Source organism: Endozoicomonas sp. PH6C (genome assembly GCF_059322965.1).
On record NZ_CP185342.1, the window covers coordinates 4,671,913 to 4,696,195 of the forward strand.

21 protein-coding genes are annotated in these 24,283 nt (G+C 48.7%); 7 read left to right on the forward strand and 14 right to left on the reverse strand.

The annotated features are described in order from the left end of the window. Window positions 1-22 precede the first annotated feature (22 nt). On the forward strand, window positions 23-1,168 hold the full coding sequence (gene rnd, locus ACOMG9_RS17240) for a ribonuclease D (RefSeq protein ID WP_422134676.1): 1,146 nt from the start codon (window positions 23-25) through the stop codon (window positions 1,166-1,168). Window positions 1,169-1,211: 43 nt separating this feature from the next. Continuing rightward, on the forward strand, window positions 1,212-1,460 hold the full coding sequence (locus ACOMG9_RS17245) for a YcgL domain-containing protein (RefSeq protein ID WP_422134677.1): 249 nt from the start codon (window positions 1,212-1,214) through the stop codon (window positions 1,458-1,460). A 51-nt stretch (window positions 1,461-1,511) separates the two neighbouring features. On the opposite strand, the gene ACOMG9_RS17250 is transcribed toward ACOMG9_RS17245, so the two are convergent. Beyond that, window positions 1,512-1,823 carry a hypothetical protein gene (locus ACOMG9_RS17250; protein WP_494529158.1) on the reverse strand — a complete coding sequence of 104 codons (312 nt, stop codon included), beginning with the start codon at window positions 1,821-1,823 and terminating at the stop codon, window positions 1,512-1,514. 85 nt (window positions 1,824-1,908) lie between these two features. Here ACOMG9_RS17250 and ACOMG9_RS17255 point away from each other — a divergent pair, with 85 nt between their 5' ends. Both ACOMG9_RS17255 and ACOMG9_RS17260 read left to right on the forward strand, forming a co-directional pair. Further along, window positions 1,909-6,072 carry a hypothetical protein gene (locus ACOMG9_RS17255; protein WP_448217805.1) on the forward strand — a complete coding sequence of 1,388 codons (4,164 nt, stop codon included), beginning with the start codon at window positions 1,909-1,911 and terminating at the stop codon, window positions 6,070-6,072. Between the two features lie 49 nt (window positions 6,073-6,121). Further along, complete coding sequence (locus tag ACOMG9_RS17260) at window positions 6,122-6,571, forward strand: YcgN family cysteine cluster protein (protein ID WP_448217806.1); 450 nt, start codon at window positions 6,122-6,124, stop codon at window positions 6,569-6,571. A 113-nt stretch (window positions 6,572-6,684) separates the two neighbouring features. On the opposite strand, the gene ACOMG9_RS17265 is transcribed toward ACOMG9_RS17260, so the two are convergent. From ACOMG9_RS17265 to ACOMG9_RS17290, 6 genes are all read right to left on the reverse strand, one after another. Next, window positions 6,685-6,960, reverse strand: coding sequence for a hypothetical protein (locus ACOMG9_RS17265; protein WP_422134680.1), 276 nt, complete (start codon window positions 6,958-6,960; stop codon window positions 6,685-6,687). Window positions 6,961-7,197: 237 nt separating this feature from the next. Further along, the gene (gene queF / locus ACOMG9_RS17270; protein ID WP_448217807.1) at window positions 7,198-8,022 is read right to left on the reverse strand and encodes an NADPH-dependent 7-cyano-7-deazaguanine reductase QueF; all 825 of its coding nucleotides are present in this window, start codon (window positions 8,020-8,022) and stop codon (window positions 7,198-7,200) included. Window positions 8,023-8,113: 91 nt separating this feature from the next. Then, window positions 8,114-8,827, reverse strand: coding sequence for an ABC transporter permease (locus ACOMG9_RS17275; RefSeq protein WP_422137128.1), 714 nt, complete (start codon window positions 8,825-8,827; stop codon window positions 8,114-8,116). A 62-nt stretch (window positions 8,828-8,889) separates the two neighbouring features. After that, entirely contained in the window at window positions 8,890-9,861 is a 972-nt protein-coding gene (locus ACOMG9_RS17280; protein WP_422137129.1) for an ABC transporter ATP-binding protein, read from the reverse strand. A gap of 259 nt (window positions 9,862-10,120) precedes the next feature. Continuing rightward, the gene (locus ACOMG9_RS17285; RefSeq protein WP_422134682.1) at window positions 10,121-11,026 is read right to left on the reverse strand and encodes a TIGR01777 family oxidoreductase; all 906 of its coding nucleotides are present in this window, start codon (window positions 11,024-11,026) and stop codon (window positions 10,121-10,123) included. Window positions 11,027-11,439: 413 nt separating this feature from the next. Further along, window positions 11,440-13,134 carry a hypothetical protein gene (locus ACOMG9_RS17290; RefSeq protein WP_494529159.1) on the reverse strand — a complete coding sequence of 565 codons (1,695 nt, stop codon included), beginning with the start codon at window positions 13,132-13,134 and terminating at the stop codon, window positions 11,440-11,442. Between the two features lie 376 nt (window positions 13,135-13,510). Between ACOMG9_RS17290 and ACOMG9_RS17295 the strand changes: the two genes are divergently transcribed. The 3 genes from ACOMG9_RS17295 (at window position 13,511) to ptsG (ending at window position 16,460) form a co-directional block, all read left to right on the forward strand. Further along, window positions 13,511-13,825 carry a PTS lactose/cellobiose transporter subunit IIA gene (locus ACOMG9_RS17295; protein ID WP_448217809.1) on the forward strand — a complete coding sequence of 105 codons (315 nt, stop codon included), beginning with the start codon at window positions 13,511-13,513 and terminating at the stop codon, window positions 13,823-13,825. Then, complete coding sequence (locus ACOMG9_RS17300; protein WP_422138599.1) at window positions 13,825-14,829, forward strand: LacI family DNA-binding transcriptional regulator; 1,005 nt, start codon at window positions 13,825-13,827, stop codon at window positions 14,827-14,829. The genes ACOMG9_RS17295 and ACOMG9_RS17300 overlap by 1 nt, the downstream gene beginning before the upstream one ends. A 194-nt stretch (window positions 14,830-15,023) precedes the next feature. Further along, window positions 15,024-16,460: a PTS glucose transporter subunit IIBC gene (gene ptsG / locus ACOMG9_RS17305; RefSeq protein ID WP_422138600.1), complete on the forward strand. Its 1,437-nt coding sequence runs from the start codon at window positions 15,024-15,026 to the stop codon at window positions 16,458-16,460. 5 nt (window positions 16,461-16,465) lie between these two features. On the opposite strand, the gene ACOMG9_RS17310 is transcribed toward ptsG, so the two are convergent. The 7 genes from ACOMG9_RS17310 to ACOMG9_RS17340 all read right to left on the reverse strand — a co-directional run bounded on the left by ACOMG9_RS17310 (window position 16,466) and on the right by ACOMG9_RS17340 (window position 24,178). Continuing rightward, window positions 16,466-17,200, reverse strand: coding sequence for a copper homeostasis protein CutC (locus ACOMG9_RS17310; protein WP_448217811.1), 735 nt, complete (start codon window positions 17,198-17,200; stop codon window positions 16,466-16,468). A 288-nt stretch (window positions 17,201-17,488) separates the two neighbouring features. Next, the gene (locus ACOMG9_RS17315; protein ID WP_494529160.1) at window positions 17,489-18,190 is read right to left on the reverse strand and encodes a hypothetical protein; all 702 of its coding nucleotides are present in this window, start codon (window positions 18,188-18,190) and stop codon (window positions 17,489-17,491) included. Between the two features lie 326 nt (window positions 18,191-18,516). Next, window positions 18,517-19,023, reverse strand: coding sequence for a PTS glucose transporter subunit IIA (gene crr, locus ACOMG9_RS17320; RefSeq protein WP_422134688.1), 507 nt, complete (start codon window positions 19,021-19,023; stop codon window positions 18,517-18,519). Between the two features lie 292 nt (window positions 19,024-19,315). Further along, on the reverse strand, window positions 19,316-20,296 hold the full coding sequence (gene pfkA, locus ACOMG9_RS17325; RefSeq protein ID WP_422134689.1) for a 6-phosphofructokinase: 981 nt from the start codon (window positions 20,294-20,296) through the stop codon (window positions 19,316-19,318). A 77-nt stretch (window positions 20,297-20,373) separates the two neighbouring features. Then, window positions 20,374-21,810 carry a pyruvate kinase gene (gene pyk / locus ACOMG9_RS17330; RefSeq protein ID WP_448217813.1) on the reverse strand — a complete coding sequence of 479 codons (1,437 nt, stop codon included), beginning with the start codon at window positions 21,808-21,810 and terminating at the stop codon, window positions 20,374-20,376. A 393-nt stretch (window positions 21,811-22,203) separates the two neighbouring features. Continuing rightward, window positions 22,204-23,211, reverse strand: a complete 1,008-nt coding sequence (gene gap / locus ACOMG9_RS17335) for a type I glyceraldehyde-3-phosphate dehydrogenase (RefSeq protein WP_494529161.1) — start codon at window positions 23,209-23,211, stop codon at window positions 22,204-22,206. Between the two features lie 709 nt (window positions 23,212-23,920). Then, a complete protein-coding gene (locus ACOMG9_RS17340) occupies window positions 23,921-24,178 on the reverse strand; it encodes an HPr family phosphocarrier protein (RefSeq protein WP_422134692.1) in 258 nt (85 codons plus the stop codon). Between the last annotated feature and the right edge of the window lie 105 nt (window positions 24,179-24,283).

The following is a 24,283-nucleotide window of genomic DNA, read 5'->3' on the forward strand; positions in this document are numbered from 1 at the left end:
TATTTCTAATCCAGCTGTTTATATGCCTATTGAACATCCTGACCCCATCTGGGTCCTCGACAGCGAAAGCCTTAACCATTACTGCCAGCAGTGGCTTGAGCTGGATGCCATTGCACTGGACACAGAGTTTATTCGCACTGATACCTTTTACCCTATTCCCGGACTGATTCAGGTGGGTACCGGTGACAGAGTTTTCCTGATTGACCCACTCAGTGTTCAGGACTGGGCTTCCTTTGGCCGGGTTCTGCAATCCAAATCTGTCATCAAAGTCCTTCACGCCTGCGGAGAAGATCTCGAAGTTTTCAATATTCTCACCGGCTGCCGCCCAGTTGCATTGCTGGATACACAGCTTGCTGCGGCCTATGCAGGACTGGGACATTCATTAAGCTACCAAAACTTGCTAAAGGCGCTTCTGGAAGTGGACCTGCCCAAGGATGCCACTCGCTCAGACTGGCTTCAGCGACCACTGACTGAAGCCCAGATCAGCTATGCCACGCTCGATGTCGTTCACCTGCTGGAAGCTTATGAGCTATTACTCGAAAAAATGAAAGGCAAGCCTCAGTTGCAATGGCTTAACGAGGATTGTGACACCTTGCTCAGCTCGCCATTGTTTCCGGTCCCCGGCGAAATCTGGAAAGATGTTAAACGTGCCTGGCAATTGCAGCCTCAACAACTGGCGGTTTTACAGAAGATCTGTGAATACCGTGAACTGGAAGCCCGAAAAACCAATACCCCGCGCAACCGGGTCATCCCCAAGGGAAGCCTGTGGCCAATTGCCCGTTATATGCCGGAGAATATACGTTCACTCTCTTCCATTCAGGATATGAAACCCAAAACGCTTCGAAAATACGGCGGGATTATTCTGAACCTGGTCAAACAGGCCAAAGACAGTCCGGAAGCTGACTATCCGGAACAGCTCCCTGCCCCCCTGCCGAAAGCCGCCCGCGACTATGGCAAACTGATCAAGGCCTGGGTGACTCACAAATCAGATGAGCTGAATGTACCTGCAGAGCTGTTATTCCCGGGAAAAATGTCTAACGCACTCTTACGTCAGTGGCAAAACAGTGGCCGTTTTTCGATGCCAGAGAGCATTAAAGGCTGGCGACAACGGGAAATTGCCGAACCCCTGATTCTGGCTATGAAAGAGTACAAAGAGAACCAGAGATAATTACTTCCCAGACTCCAGGCAAATTCAAGATAGTATTAATATTATGTCTAAAATTCTTGCTTCCATTTTCAAAAGCAGCAAACGCAACGAGATGTACCTTTACGTTGACAAGCGTGATCAACTGAAGAAAGTCCCTGAAGCCCTTCATCAGGCTTTCGGCAAAGCTACCCATGTGATGGATATTCTGCTGACACCTGAGCGCAAACTGGCCAGGGCAGACATTGAAAAAGTGATGACCGGGATTCAGGAAAAGGGGTTTTACCTGCAGATGCCCCCAGCCGAAGAAGACTAAGTAACTGGTTAGGTACTTACATTCAACACCTTCCTGAAGAACTGCTGAGCTTTAACGACCCGCTGTGAAAACAAGGGTATAGAGCCAGGTTTGTCCTGAGCCCTGACATTCAGGCAAGCCAGTGGGTACCACCACAAACTGCAAAAACAAGGTTGCAGACAGAGTTGACTCAGAAATATTCGTCAACTCCGTTAATGGCGTGATAGCCAGTGCAGTGCTATACAGACTCGTGCAAACGGCAACCAGTTCGCCAGGGTCTATGAGACGCTCACAAAAAAACAAAATTGTCTGCTCGGTAACCCGATCACTGCTTCTGCTAGTGACGATGGTGTTTTGGGAATCGCTGCTTGCGTTGGGGCTCACCGGCTCAAGTCCGCTGCCAGCACATTCCTTATATGCCAATAAGCTGGCTAAACCTGAACAGCCCGACCCTTTTCCGGTCGGGTTTATGCTGTTCGCTTTCAGTTTGCTTCAGCTACTGCCAAATATCAGTCCTCCTGAGTCGCTTCAACTGCCTCTCCTACCCGATTGGCCAATAAAACAAACACGCCGCATTGATCGGGTGACCTGGTCCCCTGAAGCGCCTGAGAAGACGACCAACATGCCCATTGCCATGGGTGCTGCCGGGGGAGATGATGGTGATAAGCCACCTGATGGAAACAACTGGAATTCTGACCCGGAACCCCAGCCTGACCTTATCCTTGTTCCTGATCCTGTTCAAAAATGCCAGCAACAAAAAAGACAACTGCTTCGAGTATTACGAATAAAACGACTATGGGCTACTATGACGGGCCAAACAACGCTGGCCCGGATTATGTCAGACCGGATCATGGTCATTGAAGCCGACCTTCTTGATCTGGAAAGGTCAGGCCCTGCCAGGGTTCAAACGGGGCTGGTTCAGTCATGGCTGGCAGAGAATGGTCAGGAACTCAGTGTTTACTGTGAAATCATTTCTGGCAAATATTCTGGCCGACAGGCGGCTTCCGGCGACAAGAATCAAACCTCCCGAACGACCAAAGAACCAACAACTGCGGCCACAGCTCAGAACAGCCAGAGGAGCCGGGTCGCTGCCCGTAACCAGAGAACCGGTTCAATAGACGGCAGCGATCGTGGAGGCAATGAGCCACCGGGCCCCTCAGCTCAGCAGGATACCGGAAAACCCGCTGTCACTTGTTCGAAGTGTGACAAGGCGCTGAATCAACAGGAATTAAGACGTGTAGCCAATGAGACAGCAGCTTCAGCATTTTTATGCAACCAGTGCCTGTCGGACACTCACAGTAAAAAAAGGGCAAGACCAGCCCACCATGAAACAGAGCCGGATTCATCAGAACCCGCTCAGAAAAAAAAGAAAGACGCGGGTAGAAAGAGAAAGATTTCACAAGCAGCCGCTGCACCACCGGCCAAAAAAAGTAAACCGGCAGACACTCAGACCCCCGACGACCCATTAGAAAAAGTAAAAGAAAACATCAAATACAAATTAAGCAAGGAAGATCTGGAAAAAGTGCAAACTTTGATTGCGGTATTCAAGAAAAAAAACATCACTGTCAAGCACACTTTTTATAAGCTACTTGGTTTCGTAGAGAGAAAGTATTTTGATGGTTTCTTCGATAATGCCACTGCGTTTTTTGGGCACCTTCCTGAAAGCATCAAAAATACCGGCTTGCTGACCAGCATGCTGCATAATGTGAAAAAATATATCCGTAGCTTTGCAGAACGTAGCCAGGATGAACTCGAATATTTGGCGAGTTTGGAGGTATTGACTTCCCTCTCTTCCATGAACAATTGCAAAGGCATACCCAGGCAGGAGGAAGTAGAAGAAGTGCTGGACTGGCCGGAATGGGTAGACCAGAATGGCGAGTTTGATAGGGAGCGGTTCCAGTCTTTCTCGTCCATGTACAACACAAAAGGCTTGCCCGAACATAAGGATGTGGAAGAGGTGCTTAACTGGTCGGAGTGGAAGGACAAGGATGGCCAGTTCAATATAAAGTTGTTCCGCTGCTTCTCATCCATGAATCATGGCAAAGGAAAGCTCAACTATGAGAAAGTGAAAGAAATATTGGGCTGGCCGGAATGGAAAGACAAGTATGGCAAGTTCAATATGGAGCTGTTCCGCGCCTTCTCGTCCCAGAATAGTTGCAAAGGCATGCTTAAACATGAGGCAGTGGAAGAGATCCTTGGCTGGCCGGTATGGAAAGACAAGGATAGCGTGTTCAATTTGGAGCTGTTCCGCGCTTTCTCATCCATGAATGGTGGCAAAGGCATGCTCAAAAAAAAGGAAGTGGAAGAGGTGCAGGCCTGGCCGGAATGGAAAGACAGGGATGGCGAATTCAATATGGAGCTGTTCCGCGCTTTCTCGTCCCTGAATAGTTGCAAAGGCATGCCCAAACATGAGGAACATAAAAAATTAAAAGCAATGCTGGACTGGCCGGAATGGAGAGACGAGGATGGCCAATTCAATATGGATTTATTCCGCTCTTTCTCGTCTATGTTAACCAAAAAAGGTATGCCCAAACACAAGGAAGTGAAAGTGGTGATGGGCTGGCAGGTATGGAAAGACAAGGATGGCGAGTTCAGTATGGAGCTGTTCCGCACCTTCGCGTCCATGAATCATGCCAGAGGCTTGCCTGAACATGAGGAGGAAGTGAAAGAGGTTTTGGGCTGGCAGGTGTGGAAAGATAAGTATGGCGAGTTCAGTATGGAGCGACTCCGCATCTTCTCGTCCATGATTCATTCCAGAGGCTTGCCTGAACATGAGGAGGAAGTGAAAGAGGTTCTGAACTGGCCGGAATGGAAAGATAAGCATGGCGAATTCAGTATGGAGCGGCTCCGCGCATTTTGTTCCATGAATTTTAGCCGGGGCATGCCCAGATATGAGCAAGTGAAAAAAGTGCTTGGCTGGACGGAGTGGAAAGACCAGGATGGCGAGTTCAGTAAGGAGCGGTTCCGTGCCTTCTCGTCCATAAATTATGGCCAGGGCGTGCCCAAACATGGGCCAGTGAAAAAAGTGATGGACTGGATAAGCTGCGGGGGGGCACCCAACCATCTGTTATTGCAAATTATGGCCAGGCTCTGGGCATCAGAAGGGCTACCTGCTATTGAAGAGCTGAAATACCAGGAAACACAACTGAAACAGTGGCTGTTGACAGCATCTACTGAAGAAAATAGCGGCTTGGATAACGACCTGGATAATGAAGAGAATGACAAATTCAATCGCCAGCTAAAAACAGTTTCCCTTTATCTTTCCACCCCTAAACCAGACTGGTTAATCAACTGGGCGGTTTTAAAACAATTTCACCACCGTGAAAAGACTAAACCCGCTCTGATGCTGGAATCATTAATAAGGCTTCTGTCTTCTTATGGAGGGAAAGGCGTCAGGAACTATCTTAAAGCTAATCAACGGAACCGGGATTTTTTGTGGCGTCATTCGGGTAAAACCACGCCTTTGCACGTGTTAAAGAAGACAATGGCTTTGTTTTCTTCAGATGAATACAGAGAGCGTTATGTCTACTTTGTCAAGCGGCTGATGTCATTGCCGGGTAAAAACCAATGGCAACAGCTCTCAGCCCGGTTGCAACAACTATCGGGATTGCTGAAACACGACTCTATGAAAAGACTCTACTGGGAAATCCTGCAACCCTTATCAAAGGATGATCAACTGCGTTTTCTGGATGCCAGCCATGCCCGGGCTGTATTCGATCTGTTTCCTTCTTTGAGCGCCCTGCAAAAACTCAGCGAAGAGCATTCCTCTCAATATTTAAAACGGCTGCTTGAAGCCTGCCTTCGACTAAAAACCCATGACATCACCAAAAAAGACATCCAGATACTGTTTGAAGCCTTACTTAAAACCCATAGTCTTCTGCCCTGGGATCAGGATATCCCCGATCACTTTCTGTCCGGGATGCGTTCAACCGATAACAACAATGTTGAGGTAACTGTCTCTGGATACATCCAGTCAGGAAAACAGTTGGCCCTGAGCTACATAGCTGTGCTGATGCAAAACCTCAACGAGATGTCTTTTACCGTCAAAGGGCAGCGGCTTGAGGTTGAGGTGCTGGGTGACGGTGTTCAGACCTACCGCTTTCCCATGCCACAGCTGAAAATACGGGATGAAAAAATAGAAATCAGCAACTGGACAGAGGAGCAACTCAGGATTTTTTTGAAAATCACCGGGATGTCTGAACGTTATTATCTGACAGCAGATGAGTGGCAAAAGCGTTTAAAACCCGATTGCCCGGTATACATCCAAAGACGTAAAGCCAATGAAGCCTGTGAGCCGGTGAGTGAAACGGAAGCACAAAGCATTAACCTGCCAGACAGCGAAAGAGAAAAACAGGCCTTTGACAGTTTGTGGTTAAAGCTAAACCAGACAGAAATTTTTGGCACCGAAATTCTGAATTTACTGGACGAGTATGGGGATGAAATGGAGCTTATGCATACGGTGACCGTCCTTAAAAAAGCCAAAATCGATATCGCTGACGACATACTGGAAGGCTGGAGGCAACGGGCATGCAGTAAAATAGAGCAGTTAAAAAAGCGGGACCCTTTATTATCAGATATTGCTCCTGACGTTTATCAGAGCTGTCAGGAACTGGAGTTGTTTAATGAGCATTAGTCCGTTAGTTTCCCAGTCACACGACACTGTAAATAATCAGCATTGCGATATGACAATACCTTTCTGGCAGACCAAATCCCTCGAACAGATGACCCCTGAAGAATGGGAGAGTCTTTGCGATGGCTGTGGTCGCTGCTGCCTGCAAAAACTTGAAGATGAGGAGACAGGAGAGGTTCACAACACCTCTCTGGCCTGCCAGCTGCTGGATATTCGCAGCTGCCGGTGTTCAGACTATGAACACCGAAAGGAAAAGGTTCCTCAATGCCTGAAACTTACAGCCGGTGATATACCTCATTTTCACTGGTTGCCAGACACCTGTGCCTACCGACTCCTGGCCGAAGGTAAACCGCTCTTCGACTGGCACCCTCTGATATCGGGAACTCCGGACAGCGTTCACCTGGCTGGCATTTCCGTCAGGGCCTTTGCGCAATCAGAAACCTCGGTACCTGAAGAGGATTGGGAAGATTACATTATCCCCATGCGGCCTGTTGAAAGTTGAGTCACAAGCAAACGAAGTGGCCTCTCCTGCCAGGTTTTTGCTGGCTCCCAGTGTCGGGGAGCCGTTATTTGCCCTTGGCGGAGTTACAGGTCAACTGTGTCAGATCGACTGAGCTATGGGGAGAAGTAATCCAGTACCTCTGTATAGTGGACGCAGCCCCGAATCACAATACCGATATGGCTGGGGAAGAAGTTTGTTGGAGCTGGGTAGCCCTGCACCAGATAAGGAAGAAACTGTTGTCTGCTGGACAACCAGAGAATACCCCAGCCGTTTGATAAAAGTATTAAACTAGCCACTGAATGATAGTCATAAGGACTGCGGATAACATAGCCTGCGGCAAAACTTTTACAGGAAAGACAAAGAGCAGTAAGAGCTATATATTTTTTCATATCGGTAGAGAACCTCCATATACCAAAGAATATAAGTACCTGGCCAGTTGATTTCGCATATTCTGGCGAGTGGATTTTTTCATCCTTCAAGGCGCAACGACGGGCGCGTAGCCATAGCTACGCAACCAGAGTTGAAACGCAGAAGAATGGAAAAAGCCGCCGTCCAGAATATGCGAAACCAACTGGTTAGGTACTTATATGGACCAACTTACTGATCTTGCAACTCAAAACCTGACTTTATTGCCTGATCAGACGCCCATCATCCTGCCCGGCCTGATCAGTGCTGCGCCATGGGTTAATATCCAGCCCCCCCCGGCGAACATAGCGGGCATAGACGGTCAGGGACTCCATTTTGAAACGGGCCTGTATTTCTGTGAATACTCTTTCCACACATTGCTCATGAAATTCCTGATGCCCACGGAATGAACAGATAAACTTCAGAAACGACTCATGACTAATGGCTTCTCCCTTATATTGAACAACCACAGTTCCCCAGTCTGGCTGCCCGGTCACAGGACAGTTGGACTTCAGCAGATGAGAATGGATAGTTTCTTCCCGAATGCCTTCAGCCTTTTGCAAAAGATCAGGTGTATAGTCATAGCAATCAATAACCACATCCAGCTCATCCACTCCGGTGCCGGGAGCCGATTTGAATCCGAAAGCTTCCATTTCAGCAATCGTCATCAGCTTTACTCTGACCGGCGCACCTGCAGCCTGGCTGAGATCCTTTTCCATAACCGCCTGAACCTGTGCCACAGAATCAAACTGAGTCTGGTTGAATGAGTTCAGATAAAGCTTGAAGGACTTGGATTCAATCAAGCTGGGAGACTGGCAGGGCAGCTCAAAGCGACCGATCATTGCCAACGGCTTACCCTTGGCGTCAAGCCAGGACAGCTCATAACCAAACCAGACATCACTGCCTGCAAAAGGGAGGTTATCGGGGTCCAGCCCCAACTCCAACTGCTTCTCCCTGCGGGGAATAGGGAACAAAACTTCCGGATTATACTCCGCCTGATACTCACTGTTTTTCCCCAGCGGGGAAGCATTCACTAATTCACTCATAACTTCACTTGACTCAATCCTGTTTGCCCGGCAACCCGGCCAGATCAGTATCCTCTGGAAAAAACGAGGCCTGAAAAGCCTCGCTTCAAATTCAGTTTCGAAGGCCTTTGCCCACTCGCAGAAGGTGGAGAGCCCAGGCGGCCAGTATTACGATAGCCAGAACCATCACAACAAAAGCCCAACCTAAACTGATACCACTGTCCTGTCCCAGGATTCCATATCGAAAGGCATTCACCTGATACAGGATAGGATTCAGCAGCGAGATGGATCGAAATGGCTCTGGAAGCACGTCTATCGAGTAGAAAACACCTCCCAGGTAAGTAAGAGGCGTCAGTACGAAGGTCGGGATGATGGCCACATCGTCAAACTTTCTGGCAAACACTGCATTGATGAAACCACCCAGTGCAAACAGAGTTGCAGTCAGGAAAACAGCCAGCAGGGTAATAAGAATATGATGTACCTGTAGTTCTACGAAGAAAGCGCCCAGTAGCATAACCAGAACACCTACGTAGACCCCCCTGACAACACCACCCATGGTGTAACCGGCCAGAATCACCCAGTTCGGTACGGGTGACACCAGCAACTCTTCAACACACTTCTGAAACTTGTTACTGAAAAAGCTGGAAGCCACATTAGTGAAGCTGTTGGTAATCACCGCCATCATGACCAGACCCGGTACGACAAAGGTCATATAATCAAAGCCACCCATCTCGCCCACTCTGGAGCCAATAACAGCGCCAAAAATAACGAAATACAAAGACATGGTCATCGCCGGTGGCAATAGCGTCTGTGGCCAGATCCGCATGAAACGACGAATTTCTTTAGTGAAGATCGTATTAAATGCAACCAGGTTATATTTCCACTCACTCACTGTGCACTTCCTCCCTTCACGGCCGCGCTGTCCTTTGTTTGTCCTGAAGCCGCTAAAGCATCCGAAGTCAGACTGACAAACAACTCCTCAAGACGGTTGGACTTGTTTCTCATACTGGCCACTTCAATTTGATATTCACTCAGCTGCCGGAACAGGTCATTAACCCCCTGGTGCTTGCCGACCTCAACTTCAATACTGTGGTTATCCAACTTCTTGACAATATAATCCGCAAGGGTCGGCAGATCTCCAATCGGCTGTTTCAGATCCAGCACAAAACTTTCTTGTTGCAGTTTGCCCAGCAGAGCCTTGGTGCTGGTGTTCTCGACGATCCTGCCACTGTCAATGATGCCGATATTGCGGCAGAGCTGCTCGGCTTCCTCAAGGTAATGAGTAGTCAGGATAATCGTGGTGCCCTGCTCGTTGATCTCCCTGAGAAAATCCCAGAGAGAGCGACGAAGTTCAATATCAACTCCGGCGGTCGGTTCATCAAGAATCAGTAGTTTTGGCTGATGAATCAGGGCTCTGACAATCATCAAACGTCGCTTCATACCACCGGACAACATTCTTGAAACATTGTGTCGTTTATCCCACAGGCCCAGCTGCTTGAGATACTTCTCAGCACGTTTGCGGGCTTCTTTTGCCGATATGCCGTAATAGCCGGCCTGCGTCACAATGATATCTTCAACTTTTTCAAACTGGTTGAAGTTGAACTCCTGGGGAACGACGCCCAGCATCCGCTTGGCCTTGACAAGGTCAGTATCAATATCGTGCCCGAATATTGAAACCTCGCCTGAAGTCTTGCGAACCAATGATGAAATAATACCAATAGTGGTTGATTTGCCAGCACCATTGGGTCCCAGCAGGGCGTAAAAATCGCCTTCTTCAACTGAGAGATCAATCCCTTTCAGGGCTTGAAATCCATTGTCGTATTGTTTTCTAAGATTCTGTATTTTCAGTGCCTGGGGCATGCTTCTATAGTCCGTATTATGCAGGATTTCTTCTCCATCAGAGCCTCTGCACAGTTTCACTCTTGCTTTACCCTGCTTCCTTTTCATCCATTGCGTGAAGTCAAACAGAGGCGATTAGTCTTGGCAGTTACTTTGAACGTTTTTCCATCATCAGGAAATAGAAAAATATCCTGTTGCTTATGGCTGTCAGTACTTAAAAGAGGGTCATTTTATTATAAAACGACGAAGTAAACGGCACTTTTTAGAGCATTTTTTCACGCTATGCTCTGATCAACTGCGTCAGTGCCGGTTTCAATTGTGGATAGGTGAACTGATAGCCTTCAGCCATCAGACGCTCTGGATAAACATTCTGGCCTTTCAATACCATTTCAGAAGATTCCCCCAACATCCACTTCAGAACCCTTGCTGGCATTTTCAACAAGGCGGGACGATTGAGAGTACCAGCCAGAGCCATCGCAAAGTCTTTATTGCTGACCGCTTCAGGGGCGGTGGCATTAAAAGCACCCTCAGCTGATTCATTCTCCAACAAAAACAGCAGCGCATTCACCATATCTTCCATGTGAATCCACGACATCATCTGTTGGCCAGAACCCAGCGGACCTCCAATCCCTAAACGAAAAGGAGTCATCATTTCATGCAACGCACCTCCTTCGGGGTGTAACACAACGCCAGTTCTGACCAGACAAACCCGTACCCCCAGACCTTTGGCACGCTCGGCAGCCTGTTCCCAGCGCACACAGAGCCCTGAAGCAAAGTCGTCTCCTGCGCCGGAAGACTCGTCCAGACGGGCCGCATCATCCCTGCCACCATAAAACCCGATGGCAGAGCCACTGATCAGGCAGCCTGGTCGGTTTTCCATTCGTTCAATCAGGTCAACCAGTTCTGAAGTCAGGGCGACCCGGCTATCGAGCAACTGTGTTTTTCTCGAGGGTGTCCAACGTTTATCCATTACCCCCTCACCGGCCAGATTGATAACGGCATCGAAAGCCACAGAAGGATTCACTGCCGTCAAAGACTTCACAGAACTCACTTCAGGGGTCAGCAGACGTTGGACACCCACGGCATCCTGCCTGCTTAAAATGGTCAGCCGATGCCCTCTTGACAAAAGCCTGGCCACCAGTCGTCGGCCAATAAATCCTGTTCCCCCGGTAATCAGTATCTGCATAAGATTAAGTCCTGAAAAAAAACCTTGAGATGGTATTAAAACGTCTTCGGTCCCACGGGACAAAAACCCATGGTTCCATAGTAAACAGCCATGGGGGTCAGAAACAATTTTTCACTGACGATTTTATTACAGAAAGAATGAACTCCGGGCAGTTTTTTTACCCATAAAAAAATACCCGTGGCCCCCTCAAACCCGGGTATTTGATCGGCTGGCTTGTCACTGGCTCCCGCTTCTTTTTTTTATGTCCTTAATTCTCTGGCGCTTTTTATTATTTTTCTTGATTGCCTGAGTGATTTCATAATACGTACTAGCCACTATCAAAACCTTGACCTACATCAATAAAACTTCGGTTTACACTTACCCGTCCATCCAAGCCTGACATGCGACACACTCTGAAAGAGCGGAGAAACAAATTAAGGTCTGAGGTTATCTTTCTGGTCCATATCAACGGGCTTGCGTTTTCGATGTATTCTTTTGTGGATCGACAAGGCTTGAGCATTATTGCAGACAGCCCCGCATGACCGCTGCTGACCATCCTCCCCGAACTCTCTCAGGTTACAGATTTTTTGTCCGCTATGGCTTCTGTTTTTGTGAGACAACAGGATTCCGGCATTTTCGCAGACTCTCCCACATGTCTGTGAATGCCCATCTTCTCCGACCACGATTTCGTCACAGGTTTTTTGCCCACTGTGTACTTTGACTTTGTGACTCCACATGGCTTTAGCATTCTTGCAAACCATTCCGCATGGCCGTGGCTGGCCGTCCTCCCAGACTATTGTTACATCACAGGTTTTTTGCCCGCTATGGTATGCGACTTTGTGATTCGCCAGGGCTTGACTATTCTTGCAGACTACTCCGCATGGCTGCGGCTGGCCATCCTTCCCGACTACTGTGGCGTCACAGGTCTTTTGCCCGGTATGGTATTGGCTTTTGTGTGACGACAGGCCTTTAGCATTCTTGTAGGTCCTCCCGCATGGTCGATGCAGGCCATCCTCCCCAACCACAATCGCATTGCAGGTTTGTTGCCCGGAGTGAATTAATCTTTTGTGATACGCCAGGGCTGTAGCACTCTTGCAGACCATCCCGCATGACTGCCGCTGTCCATCCTCCCCGGCTACTGGTACATCACAGGTTTGTGGCCCGGAGTGGATTCCTCTTTTGTGATCGAATAGAGCTTTTGCATTCTTGCAGACCGTTCCACATGGCTGTGGCTGGCCATCCTTCCCAACCCTGATTGCATTACAAGTTTTTTCCCCGCTGTGAATGCTGCGTTTGTGACTTAAAAGCACTTTGTTATTCTTGAGGACCTTCCCGCATTGCCGCAGTTGACAATCCTCTCCAACCAGGATCACGTTGCAGGTTACTTGCCAGTCAGGGTCAATTGTATTAGCTGTTCCTGCTGCCGTTGAATCTGAGGCGACCCCGTCTAAGGCGACCCCGTCTATCAAGTTGCAACGATAACAGTGTGCATTGGTCAAATGATTGCATAAGCTGTGTTCGGGTGTTGCTACAGTGCTGTCTGTCGAACTTTCTTCACAATTCTGCACTCCGCTAACCAATGAATCGGAAAATTGTCGAAATCGACAGACGCCATGACAGGGCTGGACAAAACAATTTAAACCCAACGAATGCTGGTGTCGTTCAGAGCCTCCGTTCCCGTCACTGTAGTCAGTATCCCGGGAGCGGATGAAAGAACCTGTTCGGTGGCGGTTGACTGGTGGTCCTTGCTGGCTGGATGGTTCTGATGGCTGGTGTTGTTGCTGATCCTGTTCTGAGCCAAACATAAATGCCGCCTCTTGTTGTTCAATCGGGTTAAACAGCGGTGAATCTATGTTCCAATAGCCTTTCAAAAGCCAACTGACAGTGACAATCATTTCTACAGATAACCATGAATAAGGGGTTGAGCTTAGAGTAATGATTGTTTTTGCCCTGTAGTTGCCAGGTTTTTGTCGTTTGTTATCAGCAGGAAAATCGGGTTCTTCATAAACGTCTGTGTCGGTAATCTCTAGCGGGTTGTCAGACAATGTTCGCAGTTCACGCTTTATAGAAAAGCTCTGTTTTGAAAAATCTACAATCTGTTTAGACTCGAAAATAAAATGCTCTGTCAAAGATTTAGCCTGACAAATGGCAGACAACAGCGACAGCAGCACAATAAAGAGTGAGTGTTTAATAATCCTATCCCTGTCTTCTGACCTACAGAGAGAAAGGATAGATCAAGAAAATAAGTGTGTTTTTGTGTTTTCCTAATACCAGACATCTGTTTGTTGTTGACCTGATTCTCATCGACGAAGTCCATAATTTGGTTTTTTGACTTATATCAACCATTATGAGGCCGGTCGATAAAACCGGTTACATCTAAAAACACACAGCGCAGACCGGTGTCCTGACTATCTTTACCTTAAAACATTTTCTGAGTGCTTCAGGCGATTAACCAGAAGTCCACAAAGCTCTCCGGATAACTGTATAACCGACAGGAGTAAGACCATGGATCTAGAGTCCGCCGTAATGGAGATCATCGTTAGCTCTGGCCAGGCCCGCAACTGTGCTTTCGAAGCTTTGTCCAAAGCAAAAGCCGGAAACTACGAAGGCGCCGAAGAGATCATGGCTCACGCCCGGGAAGCCGCAAAAGTGGCTCACAGAATCCACACTCAATTGCTCGAGGAAGACCAGGGCGAAGGAAAAACCCCGATGACTCTGGTAATGGTTCATGCCCAGGACCATTTAATGACATCCATGCTGGCCCGGGAAATGGTTCAGGAGTTGATAACACTTCACAAAAAAGTCGATCAGAAGCAATAATGGCAACCATTAAAGATGTCGCTGAGCGAGCCAAAGTATCCCGCGCTACGGTATCCAGGGTACTGAACAACACCGGACAGGTAAAGGAGACAACTCGTCTGAGAGTAGAGTCCGCCATCGACGAACTGAATTATCATCCAAATCCTGTTGCCCAGTCACTGGCGAGCAATACCACCAATACCATCGGCTTGATGGTCTCGTCCTTCCGGGGTGTTTTTTTTGGTGACCTTATGGCAGAGGTTCAGCAGGTCGCAGACTCTGCAGGTAAAGTGATGATCGTCACCCAGGGCAAGCACAGTGCTGAAAGCGAGCGTGCCGCTATCGACCACCTGATCAACATGCGGGTTGACGGATTACTGCTGCACGTCCGTTACCTGGGTGATGATGAGCTGATTAACATTGCAGAAACCGCTCCGCCCTTTGTACTTCTGGATCGTTACGTCGATGTCCTGGCCGACCGCTGCGTCACCTTTGATCACATCAAAGCCAGCGACAACACCGTAGAACTGCTTCTGAAAAATGGCCACACCTGTATTGCCTGTCTGGCCGGAAAACTCGCCAAGTCAAAAGCAAAAGAACGTTTCCAGGGTTATGCCAATGCCCTTACCCGGCATGATATTGCCCTGGATATGGACCTGATCACTGAAGGCAACTATACGAGACAAGCCGGATACGAAGGCACCAGGCAACTACTCACAACCGGCAAACCTTTTACTGCTGTATTTGCTTGCAGCGAAGAGATGGCGGCAGGTTGTATGGACGCCTTTCGTGAAAACAACATCCGTGTGCCCGAAGACGTTTCTCTCATCAGTTATGACAGTGTGGACCTTTGTACTTTCCTGACTCCACATGTCACTGCATTGCATTTTCCAATGACAGAGATGGCCAGAGTTGCCGGAGAACTCTTGATGAACCGGCTACGGGAGGAGGGTTTTAGCAGGCCGGAAAGCACCCATTTTGAGGGCGAGCTGCGCCTGAGAGATTCAATAGGAAGGCTCTGTTAGTTTTACTTCAGTTTGTCAAAGGACTTTCATCCTGGACTGTCGCCGCCCTCAGCGGCGCACGTGCCCGGACTTGCAATACACCCAGGAAAGAAGATGTTTTTTTCTACGCTCATGGCTGTTTGGTCTATTCTTCCATAAATCCACGAGTCTTCGGTTTGCTCTCAGATCAGAATCGTCTCCCCGGAGTTTCTCCAATGGTCAAATCTGCATTCGGCACACTTCAGCAGATAGGTCGGGCGCTGATGCTGCCTGTAGCCGTTCTGCCTGTTGCAGGGATACTGCTGGGCGTCGGCAGTGCGGGCTTCAACTTTATTCCAGATCTCGTCTCCAGCGTCATGGCCCAGGCCGGCGGCATGGTTTTCGGAAACCTGCCCATTATCTTTGCCATTGGTACTGCTATTGGCCTAACTGATAATGACGGTGTTTCCTCAGTAGCGGCAACTGTCGGCTACGTGGTCATGCTGGGAACCATGGGCGTTATGGCCTCAGAGCTGGGAGTTGAGCCCAGTTCTGTTATGGGAATAGATACCATTGATACCGGTGTTTTCGGTGGGATCGTTGTTGGTATGTTGGCCTCATGGATGTTCAGACGCTATTACAAAATCAAACTTCCGGATTACCTGGGCTTCTTTGCAGGAAAGCGCTTTGTTCCGATCGTCACTGCCATAGGAGCTGTCTTCCTTGGCATTCTCCTCAGCTTTATCTGGCCCCCTATACAACAGGCTATCGACGCCTTCTCTCAATGGTCAGTGACTGAGAACCCGGTTCTGGCTGGCTTTATCTACGGTGTGGTTGAACGTGCCCTGATTCCATTTGGCCTACATCATATCTGGAATGTGCCCTTCCAGATAGAGATGGGTGAGTTCATTGATCCATCAACAGGTAACGTCTTCAGAGGTGACATCGCGCGATTCTTTGCCGGTGATCCTACTGCCGGATTTCTGGCAGGCGGCTATCTTTTCAAAATGTTTGGCCTACCTGCTGCGGCCATTGCCATCTGGCATTGCGCCAAATCTGAGAATAAACAAAAAGTCGGTGGCCTTATGATGTCAGCGGCGCTTACCTCATTGCTCACTGGTATCACCGAGCCCATAGAGTTCTCATTCCTTTTTGTCGCTCCGATACTTTATGTGATTCATGCGCTGCTGGCCGGACTGGCTTACGCCATTACCAATTACCTCGACATCAAGATGGCCATGTCATTTTCCAACGGCATGATCGATTATCTCCTCTATTACAGCATAGCCACCAGACCCGCCTGGATTATCGGCCTGGGACTGATCTACGCAGTCCTCTATTATGTAATCTTCAGAGTTATGATCACGCTGCTGGACCTCAAGACACCCGGGCGAGAAATTGAATCAGAATTATCAGCGAAAGTGGTTCCATCCAGTGAACTGGCCAGGGACCTTATTCTGGCCTTTGGTGGCAAGGGAAATATCAAGAATCTGGATGCCTGCATCACTCGTTTGAGAGTCACGGTTAACAACCCTGACAAGGTTGATCAGGAGGCCATTAAACAGCTGGGAGCCACGGCTGTAGTGGTGATAGGTCAGAATATGCAGGCTATCTTTGGTACTCAGTCCGACAATATCCGAACCGAGATGGAAGAAGCCATTAAGGCCATGTAGACCGGCTAAAAGGATTCTACTGCTGCACACAGGGAACGGACTCTCTCCACCGATAACTCCCCTTCATCAAGAACACTGCTGTACGCGTGAATGCTGGCTGAATGATTCGCTACTGGCAGCTGTTGTAGTATCTTTCCGATATTTTCCGGATCAACCCCGCCACCGACGACCACCTCCAGCCTGTTTTCAGCTTTCAACATAAGTTGCTCGAGCATCCTCACACCTTCAAAGGCACCGTCAGCAGAACCCCAGGTTGTACCACTACTCAGAATACGATCCACACCATATTGAATCAGTACATCCAGGCTCTCAAACATATTGGGCGTAGCATCCAGTGCACGATGAAAAGTCACAATCAGATTTCGGGTCTTGGCGGTATCGACCAGTCGGCCCAACACATCACGATTAATGGTATTACCTGGAGGCGCAAGAGCGCCAATGACGACACCATCAGCACCTGCCTTTGCAGCATCACAGATCTGCTGTTCCATAAGCAGAACCTCTTCAGTGCCGAATGAAAAGTCGCCACCCCGGGGACGAATCATGCACAGTAAACCACAGCGATCCTGAAAGGCTTTCCGGGCGGCTTCCAAAGCTTCTATTGTGGGAGTAGTGCCTCCCACGGACATATCGTCACACAACTCTATACGTGCTGCGCCCCCCTCGTAAGCGGCTGCAACAGAGCGGTAAACATAGTCTGGATTCAGACTGTTGATGCAGATCTCAACAGGTATTGACAATGTATGACTCCTGGCTGGATATCAGTTATAGAAGTCTGGCCTACTATTTAAAGTGACTAAATTAAAGTGACTGAATTAAAGTGACTAAAAACATAGACAGGACAACTCTGACAATAATAACCAGATTGTCACAGACTGCTCAGGAAATCATAGTCTTTACAAAAAAAATCTCACAAAATTGAGAGTGGTGGTCTTCATGGGCTAACAGGAGAGTTTAAGAGAAAGCTGGCAACCCTTAACCAGAGCCACGGCTAACCATACGACGCAAACCTTTTATTTAGCCATCCATCAAGGCAACTCACCCGTCATTCTGAGCACATCATCAATCAGCATCTTGTCCAGCTTCTGTTTCTGCTTAAGCATTTCCATCTTACCCGGGCTGACCCAAACCTTGTAACTTTCAGGCTCACCCTCGGTAATCGCTGCAGGCATTGTAAGGGTATATTCCTCATAGGATGGGTCCATAACAAAATAGGGCACAGGATGAAGAAAATCGCCAAAACATCCCCCTGACTGATACCTCATAAGGTCATCATAATAAGACGACATATAAGAGGAATAGGCTGATCTTGCTCCCATACACCCGTTGCCTGAGCTTTTTTTGACTATGTCATCGAGGCCCCATATCTCTGCTGTCTTGGCAGTTTCTTCCTGCGGAGGAAGAACGATTCCGGCAAGTTGGGTAGCCTGACTGACCTGCAGGGTTTCAAGACGCTTGAGCTCTGCAACCAATTCCTGATGGGACATCTTGTTCAAGCGAGCCTCACGAGCCTTGTCGTAAGACAGATAGCTGTCCCCATTCAAGAGCGGGTCTCCGTCCAGGTATTTGGACACTGTCTCGCTTCTGACAAAGTCCAACTCATCAATAACAACCTGCAAACTTTCTGCCTCCCCAGGCTCTTCCGTGGGTACAGACACTTTTTGGAATGAAAAAATCAACAGCAGGAAACCGGTAAACACCATCACTAAAAGTGACACAATTCCTTTCATATACACCTCCTTCAGCCTAATCGCATAGGGTTTTTATTATGGGGATAAGTCACGACAGGCGGTTACTACGCATTGCTTTTCAGGACGTAAACTGCATTTCTAAATTCATACCTGTCTATATAGTGAGACAACGAGTTACCCAAAGGGTTCAATCGCAAACAGGATAGAGGAAGGAAGATAAGTCTTCACTAACGGGGTGGTCAGGGATACTAACTGGCAGGGAAAGCTTTAAGGCTTTAAGGCCAGACATTTTAAAAGCCGACAGAGAACCGGCTTCAGGGTATGGCTGATTTTTTTGTTCAAAAAATAATAGTCTTTGTAAAGTTTTACTTCATTTTGACCACCAGCAACTTGTCGTTGCCCTGAACAACAGAGCCCGAAGATTTTTCCAGAGAGGCTACATCGTCCATGTTGGAGATCACAACGGGCGTAATAATACTTTTGGCATTCTCTTTCAGAAAGTCCAGATCCACTTCGATGATGGGATCTCCAGCCATGACTTGCTGGCCTTCGCTGGCAATACGCTTGAAACCCTCGCCCTTCAGCTCAACGGTGTCGATACCAAAGTGAACAAACAGCTCAACCCCGGTTGGCGTCTCCATGCTGAAGGCATGATTGGTTTCAAAGATTTTGCCAATCTCACCATCGCAAGGGGCTACCATGACTTTGCCGGTGGGATTAATGGCGATACCATCACCTACCACCTTGTCAGCAAAAACAGGATCAGGTACTTCTTCAATTGGTACAATGTCGCCGGTCAACGGTGCTCTGATCACCGTTCCCTGACTGGCACCCAGCCCCATACTTTTCTTGAGAGAGTCAAAAAGGCCCATCACTTTCACCTTCTACTTCAAACGCATTGATTTTAGGAGCCTTTGAGTAATCAGGCCAGTTAACCTGACTGAAACTCCCGATTCCTTTCCAGATTAACAGCTGAAACGGCAGATCACAGCTGTTATACCAATCGAACTTTCTAACTCCCTATTGCGCTGAAGATTTGAGCCTTAATCCTGCGTTGGCGATCGTCGCAGCTAAGACTATGACTCCTCACCCCGCCTTTTCTTAAGGCTCAAATCTCCATGCTCATCACGGGAGTTAAAAAGCACGATTAGTATTATATGCCATTTATACTGTAACTATGTCCGCTACTTTCAACAGTTGGCTGTCAATCTCATTGTGTTTGCTAATGGCTTCCTTCAAGGGTGTATGGACAATCTTCTGATCACGTACACCCACCATCACTCCACTGACACCGTCAAGCAGAGCTTCCACAGAAGCCACCCCAAGACGACTGGCCAGGACACGATCATAACAGCTGGGCTTGCCACCGCGCTGAATATGGCCCAGCACCGTCACTTTGACTTCATAGGCCGGGAAGTTTTCTTCCACAGCCCGGGACAGTTCAAAAACACCACCGGATTTATCACCTTCTGAAACCACTACGATACTGGATGTTTTCCCGGCTCTGCCGCTGCTTTCAATAGAGCCCATCAACTGATCTATGGGCTTCTGATCTTCCGGAATCAAAATATCTTCTGCACCCGCAGCAATACCGGCGTTCAATGCGATAAAGCCTGCATCACGACCCATAACTTCAATCAGAAACAGACGATTATGAGAGGTGGCGGTATCACGAATCTTGTCAATCGCCTCGACCACGGTATTCAGAGCGGTGTCATAACCGATGGTGAAATCGGTTCCGAAGATATCGTTATCAATAGTGCCGGGAACACCAATGCAGCGAAGACCATGCTCTTGTTCCAGCAGCATGGCACCCGTGAAGGAACCGTCACCGCCAATAACAACCAGTCCATCCAGTCCGGCGGCAGAGGCATTCTTATAAGCAGCAGCCCGTCCCTCCGGAGCACGGAATTCCTGACAACGGGCAGACTTCAGGAATGTCCCACCCTGGTTGATAATATTGGCCACTGAACGCGCATTCACTACCTTGAGATCGTTTTCAATCAGACCTTTGTAACCTTCATAAATGGCTACCGGCTCAACCCCGTAAAAGATGCAGCTACGTACTACGGAACGAATGGCAGCATTCATGCCAGGCGCATCGCCACCTGAAGTAAGCACACCAATTTTTTTTAGTTCTGCCATGATCTGCTCATCTCCTGAATCCCGTAAGGGAAAGCGTGAGGCATGCTGCCCAGTCAACATGCCTGAATTGACTGAAATTATTTCACAGTAACGATCTGCATGGTGTTGGTACCGCCCTCAATTTCACAGGACTCACCCTTGGTCAGAATAATACGGTCGCCGGATTCCAGCAGGCCACGACCTTTTAGTTCGGCAATAGCACGCTGATTCACTTCAGGACCGTACTGGCTGCCACTGTCAAAAGCGACCGACTCCACCCCACGGTAGAGTGCAACGCGGCGCTCGGTGGTTTTGTAGCGAGTCAGGGCAAAAATGGGCAGGCTGGTATTAACACGGGACATCCAAAGAGGAGTCGCACCGGTTTTGGTCAGGCAAACGATCGCTTTTACACCTTCCAGACGGTTAGCCGCATGCATGGCAGCCAGCGCAATGGCGGCATCGGTTTCACCGGCATAGGCCTTATCCAGGTTGCTTCCGGAGATCATTTCAGGATGTTTTTCAGCGCCCTGACAAATACGGGCCATGGCTTTGACGACTTCATGTGGACGCTTGCCTGTTGCTGTTTCACCGGAGAGCATGACTGCGTCGGTGCCATCGAGAACGGCATTGGCCACGTCAAACACTTCAGCACGGGTTGGCTGTGTGTTGTGAATCATGGATTCCATCATTTGTGTGGCGGTAATGACAGGACGGTTCAGTCGACGTGCAACGTTGATCATCTGTTTCTGAACACCAATCAGTTCAGCGTCACCAATTTCCACCCCCAGGTCACCACGAGCTACCATGACCGCGTCTGAGGCCCGGATCACTTCTTCCAGCAATTGAAAGCTTTGAACCACTTCAGCACGCTCAATCTTGGACAAAATGGCAGCAGTACCACCGGCTTCAGCCAGCAGCTTGCGAGCCTGTTCAACATCACTGGCACTGCGAACGAAAGACACAGCCAGGAAATCCACCTCCAGAGAGGCAGCCAGCTTGATGTCTTCCTTGTCTTTTTCGGTCAGGGCATCGGCAGAAAGACCCCCACCGGCCAGGTTGATACCTTTGTTATTAGACAGCTCACCACCATCCAGAGTAGTGGTTACAATGCGCGAATCTTCAATCGACTTAACCTGCAGGCTCAGACGACCGTCGTCCAGCAACAGCACATCGCCCACCTTGCAATCGTTTGGCAGATTCTTGTAAGCCAGACCGACCTGGGTTTCATCACCGGCATCAATAGGCAGCTCTGCATCCAGAACGAACTCAGCGCCATCGGGCAGAAAGATCTTGCCATTCTGGAAACGACCAATTCGAATTTTGGGCCCCTGCAGGTCACCCAGAATCGCAACACTGCGACCCAGACGGGCAGCGATATTGCGAATGCGCTCTGCACGGACACGGTGATCATCAGCATCACCGTGGGAGAAGTTCAGTCGAACAACGTTGACACCGGCTTCAATCAGCTTGGTGAGCTGTTCTTCGGACTCTGTAGCTGGTCCGAGTGTGGCAACGATTTTTGTGCGTCTGAGCATGATATCCTCTCGCGAATTCGCCACGAACCGACCCAGCACGATGAAACTACTTAAAGGAAGAGTCGACCGGGGCATAAATGCCATACGGCAGTTTGACAACAATTTTTAAGTGAGGAACGTTCGAAGTGTAACGTTCCTGCATCTGCTTATCTTGATAAAGCAGCAAAAAGGAGAGTGTGTACCTGAAAGCCAGTATGCCAATCTGAGCCCATTATAGATGGCAGGCTAATCTACCATCGTCCAGAAGGCAGGTTGAGAGGTTAATTCCCGGCCAGCTTCATAAACACCTTCTTCTTTTTGCCACTCAGTCTCAGGAATCCAATGCCCTGTTATCAGAGCATCGGCATCAACCTGAAAAGCCTCAAATCAGCGAGGCTTTTCAATGATCTGGATTCAGGCGCCCAGCAGCGCTTTAGCAGTATCCAGCATTCGGTTGGAAAAACCCCACTCGTTGTCGTACCAGGACATAACCTTCACCAGGTTACCCTGAACGCGAGTCTGTGTGGCATCAAAGCTGGAAGAGAATGGGCTGTGGTTAAAGTCCATGGAAACCAGAGGCTCATGGTTTACGTGCAAAACCTTGCCCATCGCTTTGGAAGACTTGGCAGCAGAAGCAATGATTTCGTTGACTTCTTCAGCAGAAGTTTCACGACTGGCCACAAAACTCAGGTCTACCAGAGATACGTTGATGGTAGGTACACGAACGGCCATACCGTCAAACTTGCCTTTCAGCTCCGGAACCACCAGGCCAACCGCTGCAGCGGCACCGGTAGCAGTCGGGATCATGTTCTGTGCAGCAGCACGGGCACGATACAGGTCACTGTGGTATACATCGCTGAGACGCTGATCATTGGTGTAGGCGTGAATAGTGGTCATCAAGCCTTTTTCAATCCCCAGAGCATCGTTCAGAGGCTTGGCAATGGGAGCCAGGCAGTTGGTGGTGCATGAAGCGTTAGAGATAACGGTCATGTCAGGAGTCAGAGTGTCGTGGTTAACACCATAAACGATGGTGGCGTCTACTTCCTTGCCCGGAGCAGAGATGATGACTTTCTTGGCACCAGCATTCAAGTGAGGTTTGCAGGCTTCCTTGGAACGAAATACACCGGTGCATTCAAATACAACGTCTACACCCAGAGCGGCCCAGGGCAGACTGGAAGGATCACGCTCAGAGAATGTCTTGATTTCGTCACCATTTACAAACAGTGCACCTTCACCCTCCTCAACCTGAGCGTCGAAACGACCATGTACAGTGTCGTACTTGGTCAGGTGAGCATTGATTTTCGCATCACCCAGGTCATTGATAGCAACAATCTGGAATTCTTCACGGCGACCTGCTTCGTAGAGTGCACGCAGAACGTTGCGACCGATACGACCATAGCCATTGATTGCGATTTTGATCATGACGTCTCCAATACCCTTAGTCACAGCGGGATAACCCGCCAGTTCATTAGTAAATAGGATTTCCGGTGTAAATTCAGCCTCGTGAAAATACCTAACCCCCTTGCCACACAAGGGCTAACAGGCTTTTTCAACAATCAACAGAGTTGATAACTCTGCCCAACATACAGTCACACCAAAGGACACTTTTATTCACGGAACACAACAAAAGTTATCCGTATTAAACCACCAGGACTTGACACAGGATTGGAACGACGTTACAAATACGCTCAACAAGACACACATAATCGCACACTTGAAAACATCGTTCCCCGGCAAATCTTTACTGGAGGATCGTAATGTACCTGTTAAAGAGTACACAAAGAGCCGGAATTCTCTGTACAGAAGGCAATCTGAAGAGAATCCGGAACATTTTAACAAGTAACAACACCTGACAATTTAACTCACCAGAGCGCATTACCCGCCAGCTATCCAACAGACATACTTGAGAACATGCCTCAGTATTGCCTCGTGAATGACATCGCCCCGATGTATTCGTTCAGATACACCCGGTACGTGATACTTTCTAGAGAATACCCGCAACCGCCTTAGTATTACAGGCATTTTTGCAGCAGCAAACTAATCCGTCAGAGGACGACTCAATCATTTCCTGATTCACGACTGCTTTATTCCGAGAGACAACCCGGCCGGAGAGGCCAGGTCAGCAAAGAGCTTACTTCAAAGTAATGATAAACTCTGCCAGATGCTCTACAGCCTTTTCAGCGCCGTCACCTTCGCCGATGATGGTCACTGTTGAGCCTTGAGTCAGCCCCAGGGTCTGCAGTTTAAACAAACTCTTGGCACTGGCCTGCTTGCCACCTGCTTCCAGTTTGATGTCACAGTCAAAACTCTTGGCTTCTTTGACAAACTGAGCAGCTGGACGAGTATGAAGGCCATTCTCAGCCGTGATCACTACATCTTTCTTAAACATATTCGGTCTCTCTCTAACTTGAGCACCTGTCAGGAAGCAAGAGGCTGGACAGGCCTGACTCTAAACGGATGCATCAGAACAAAGATACACTATCTGTCTGCTTTA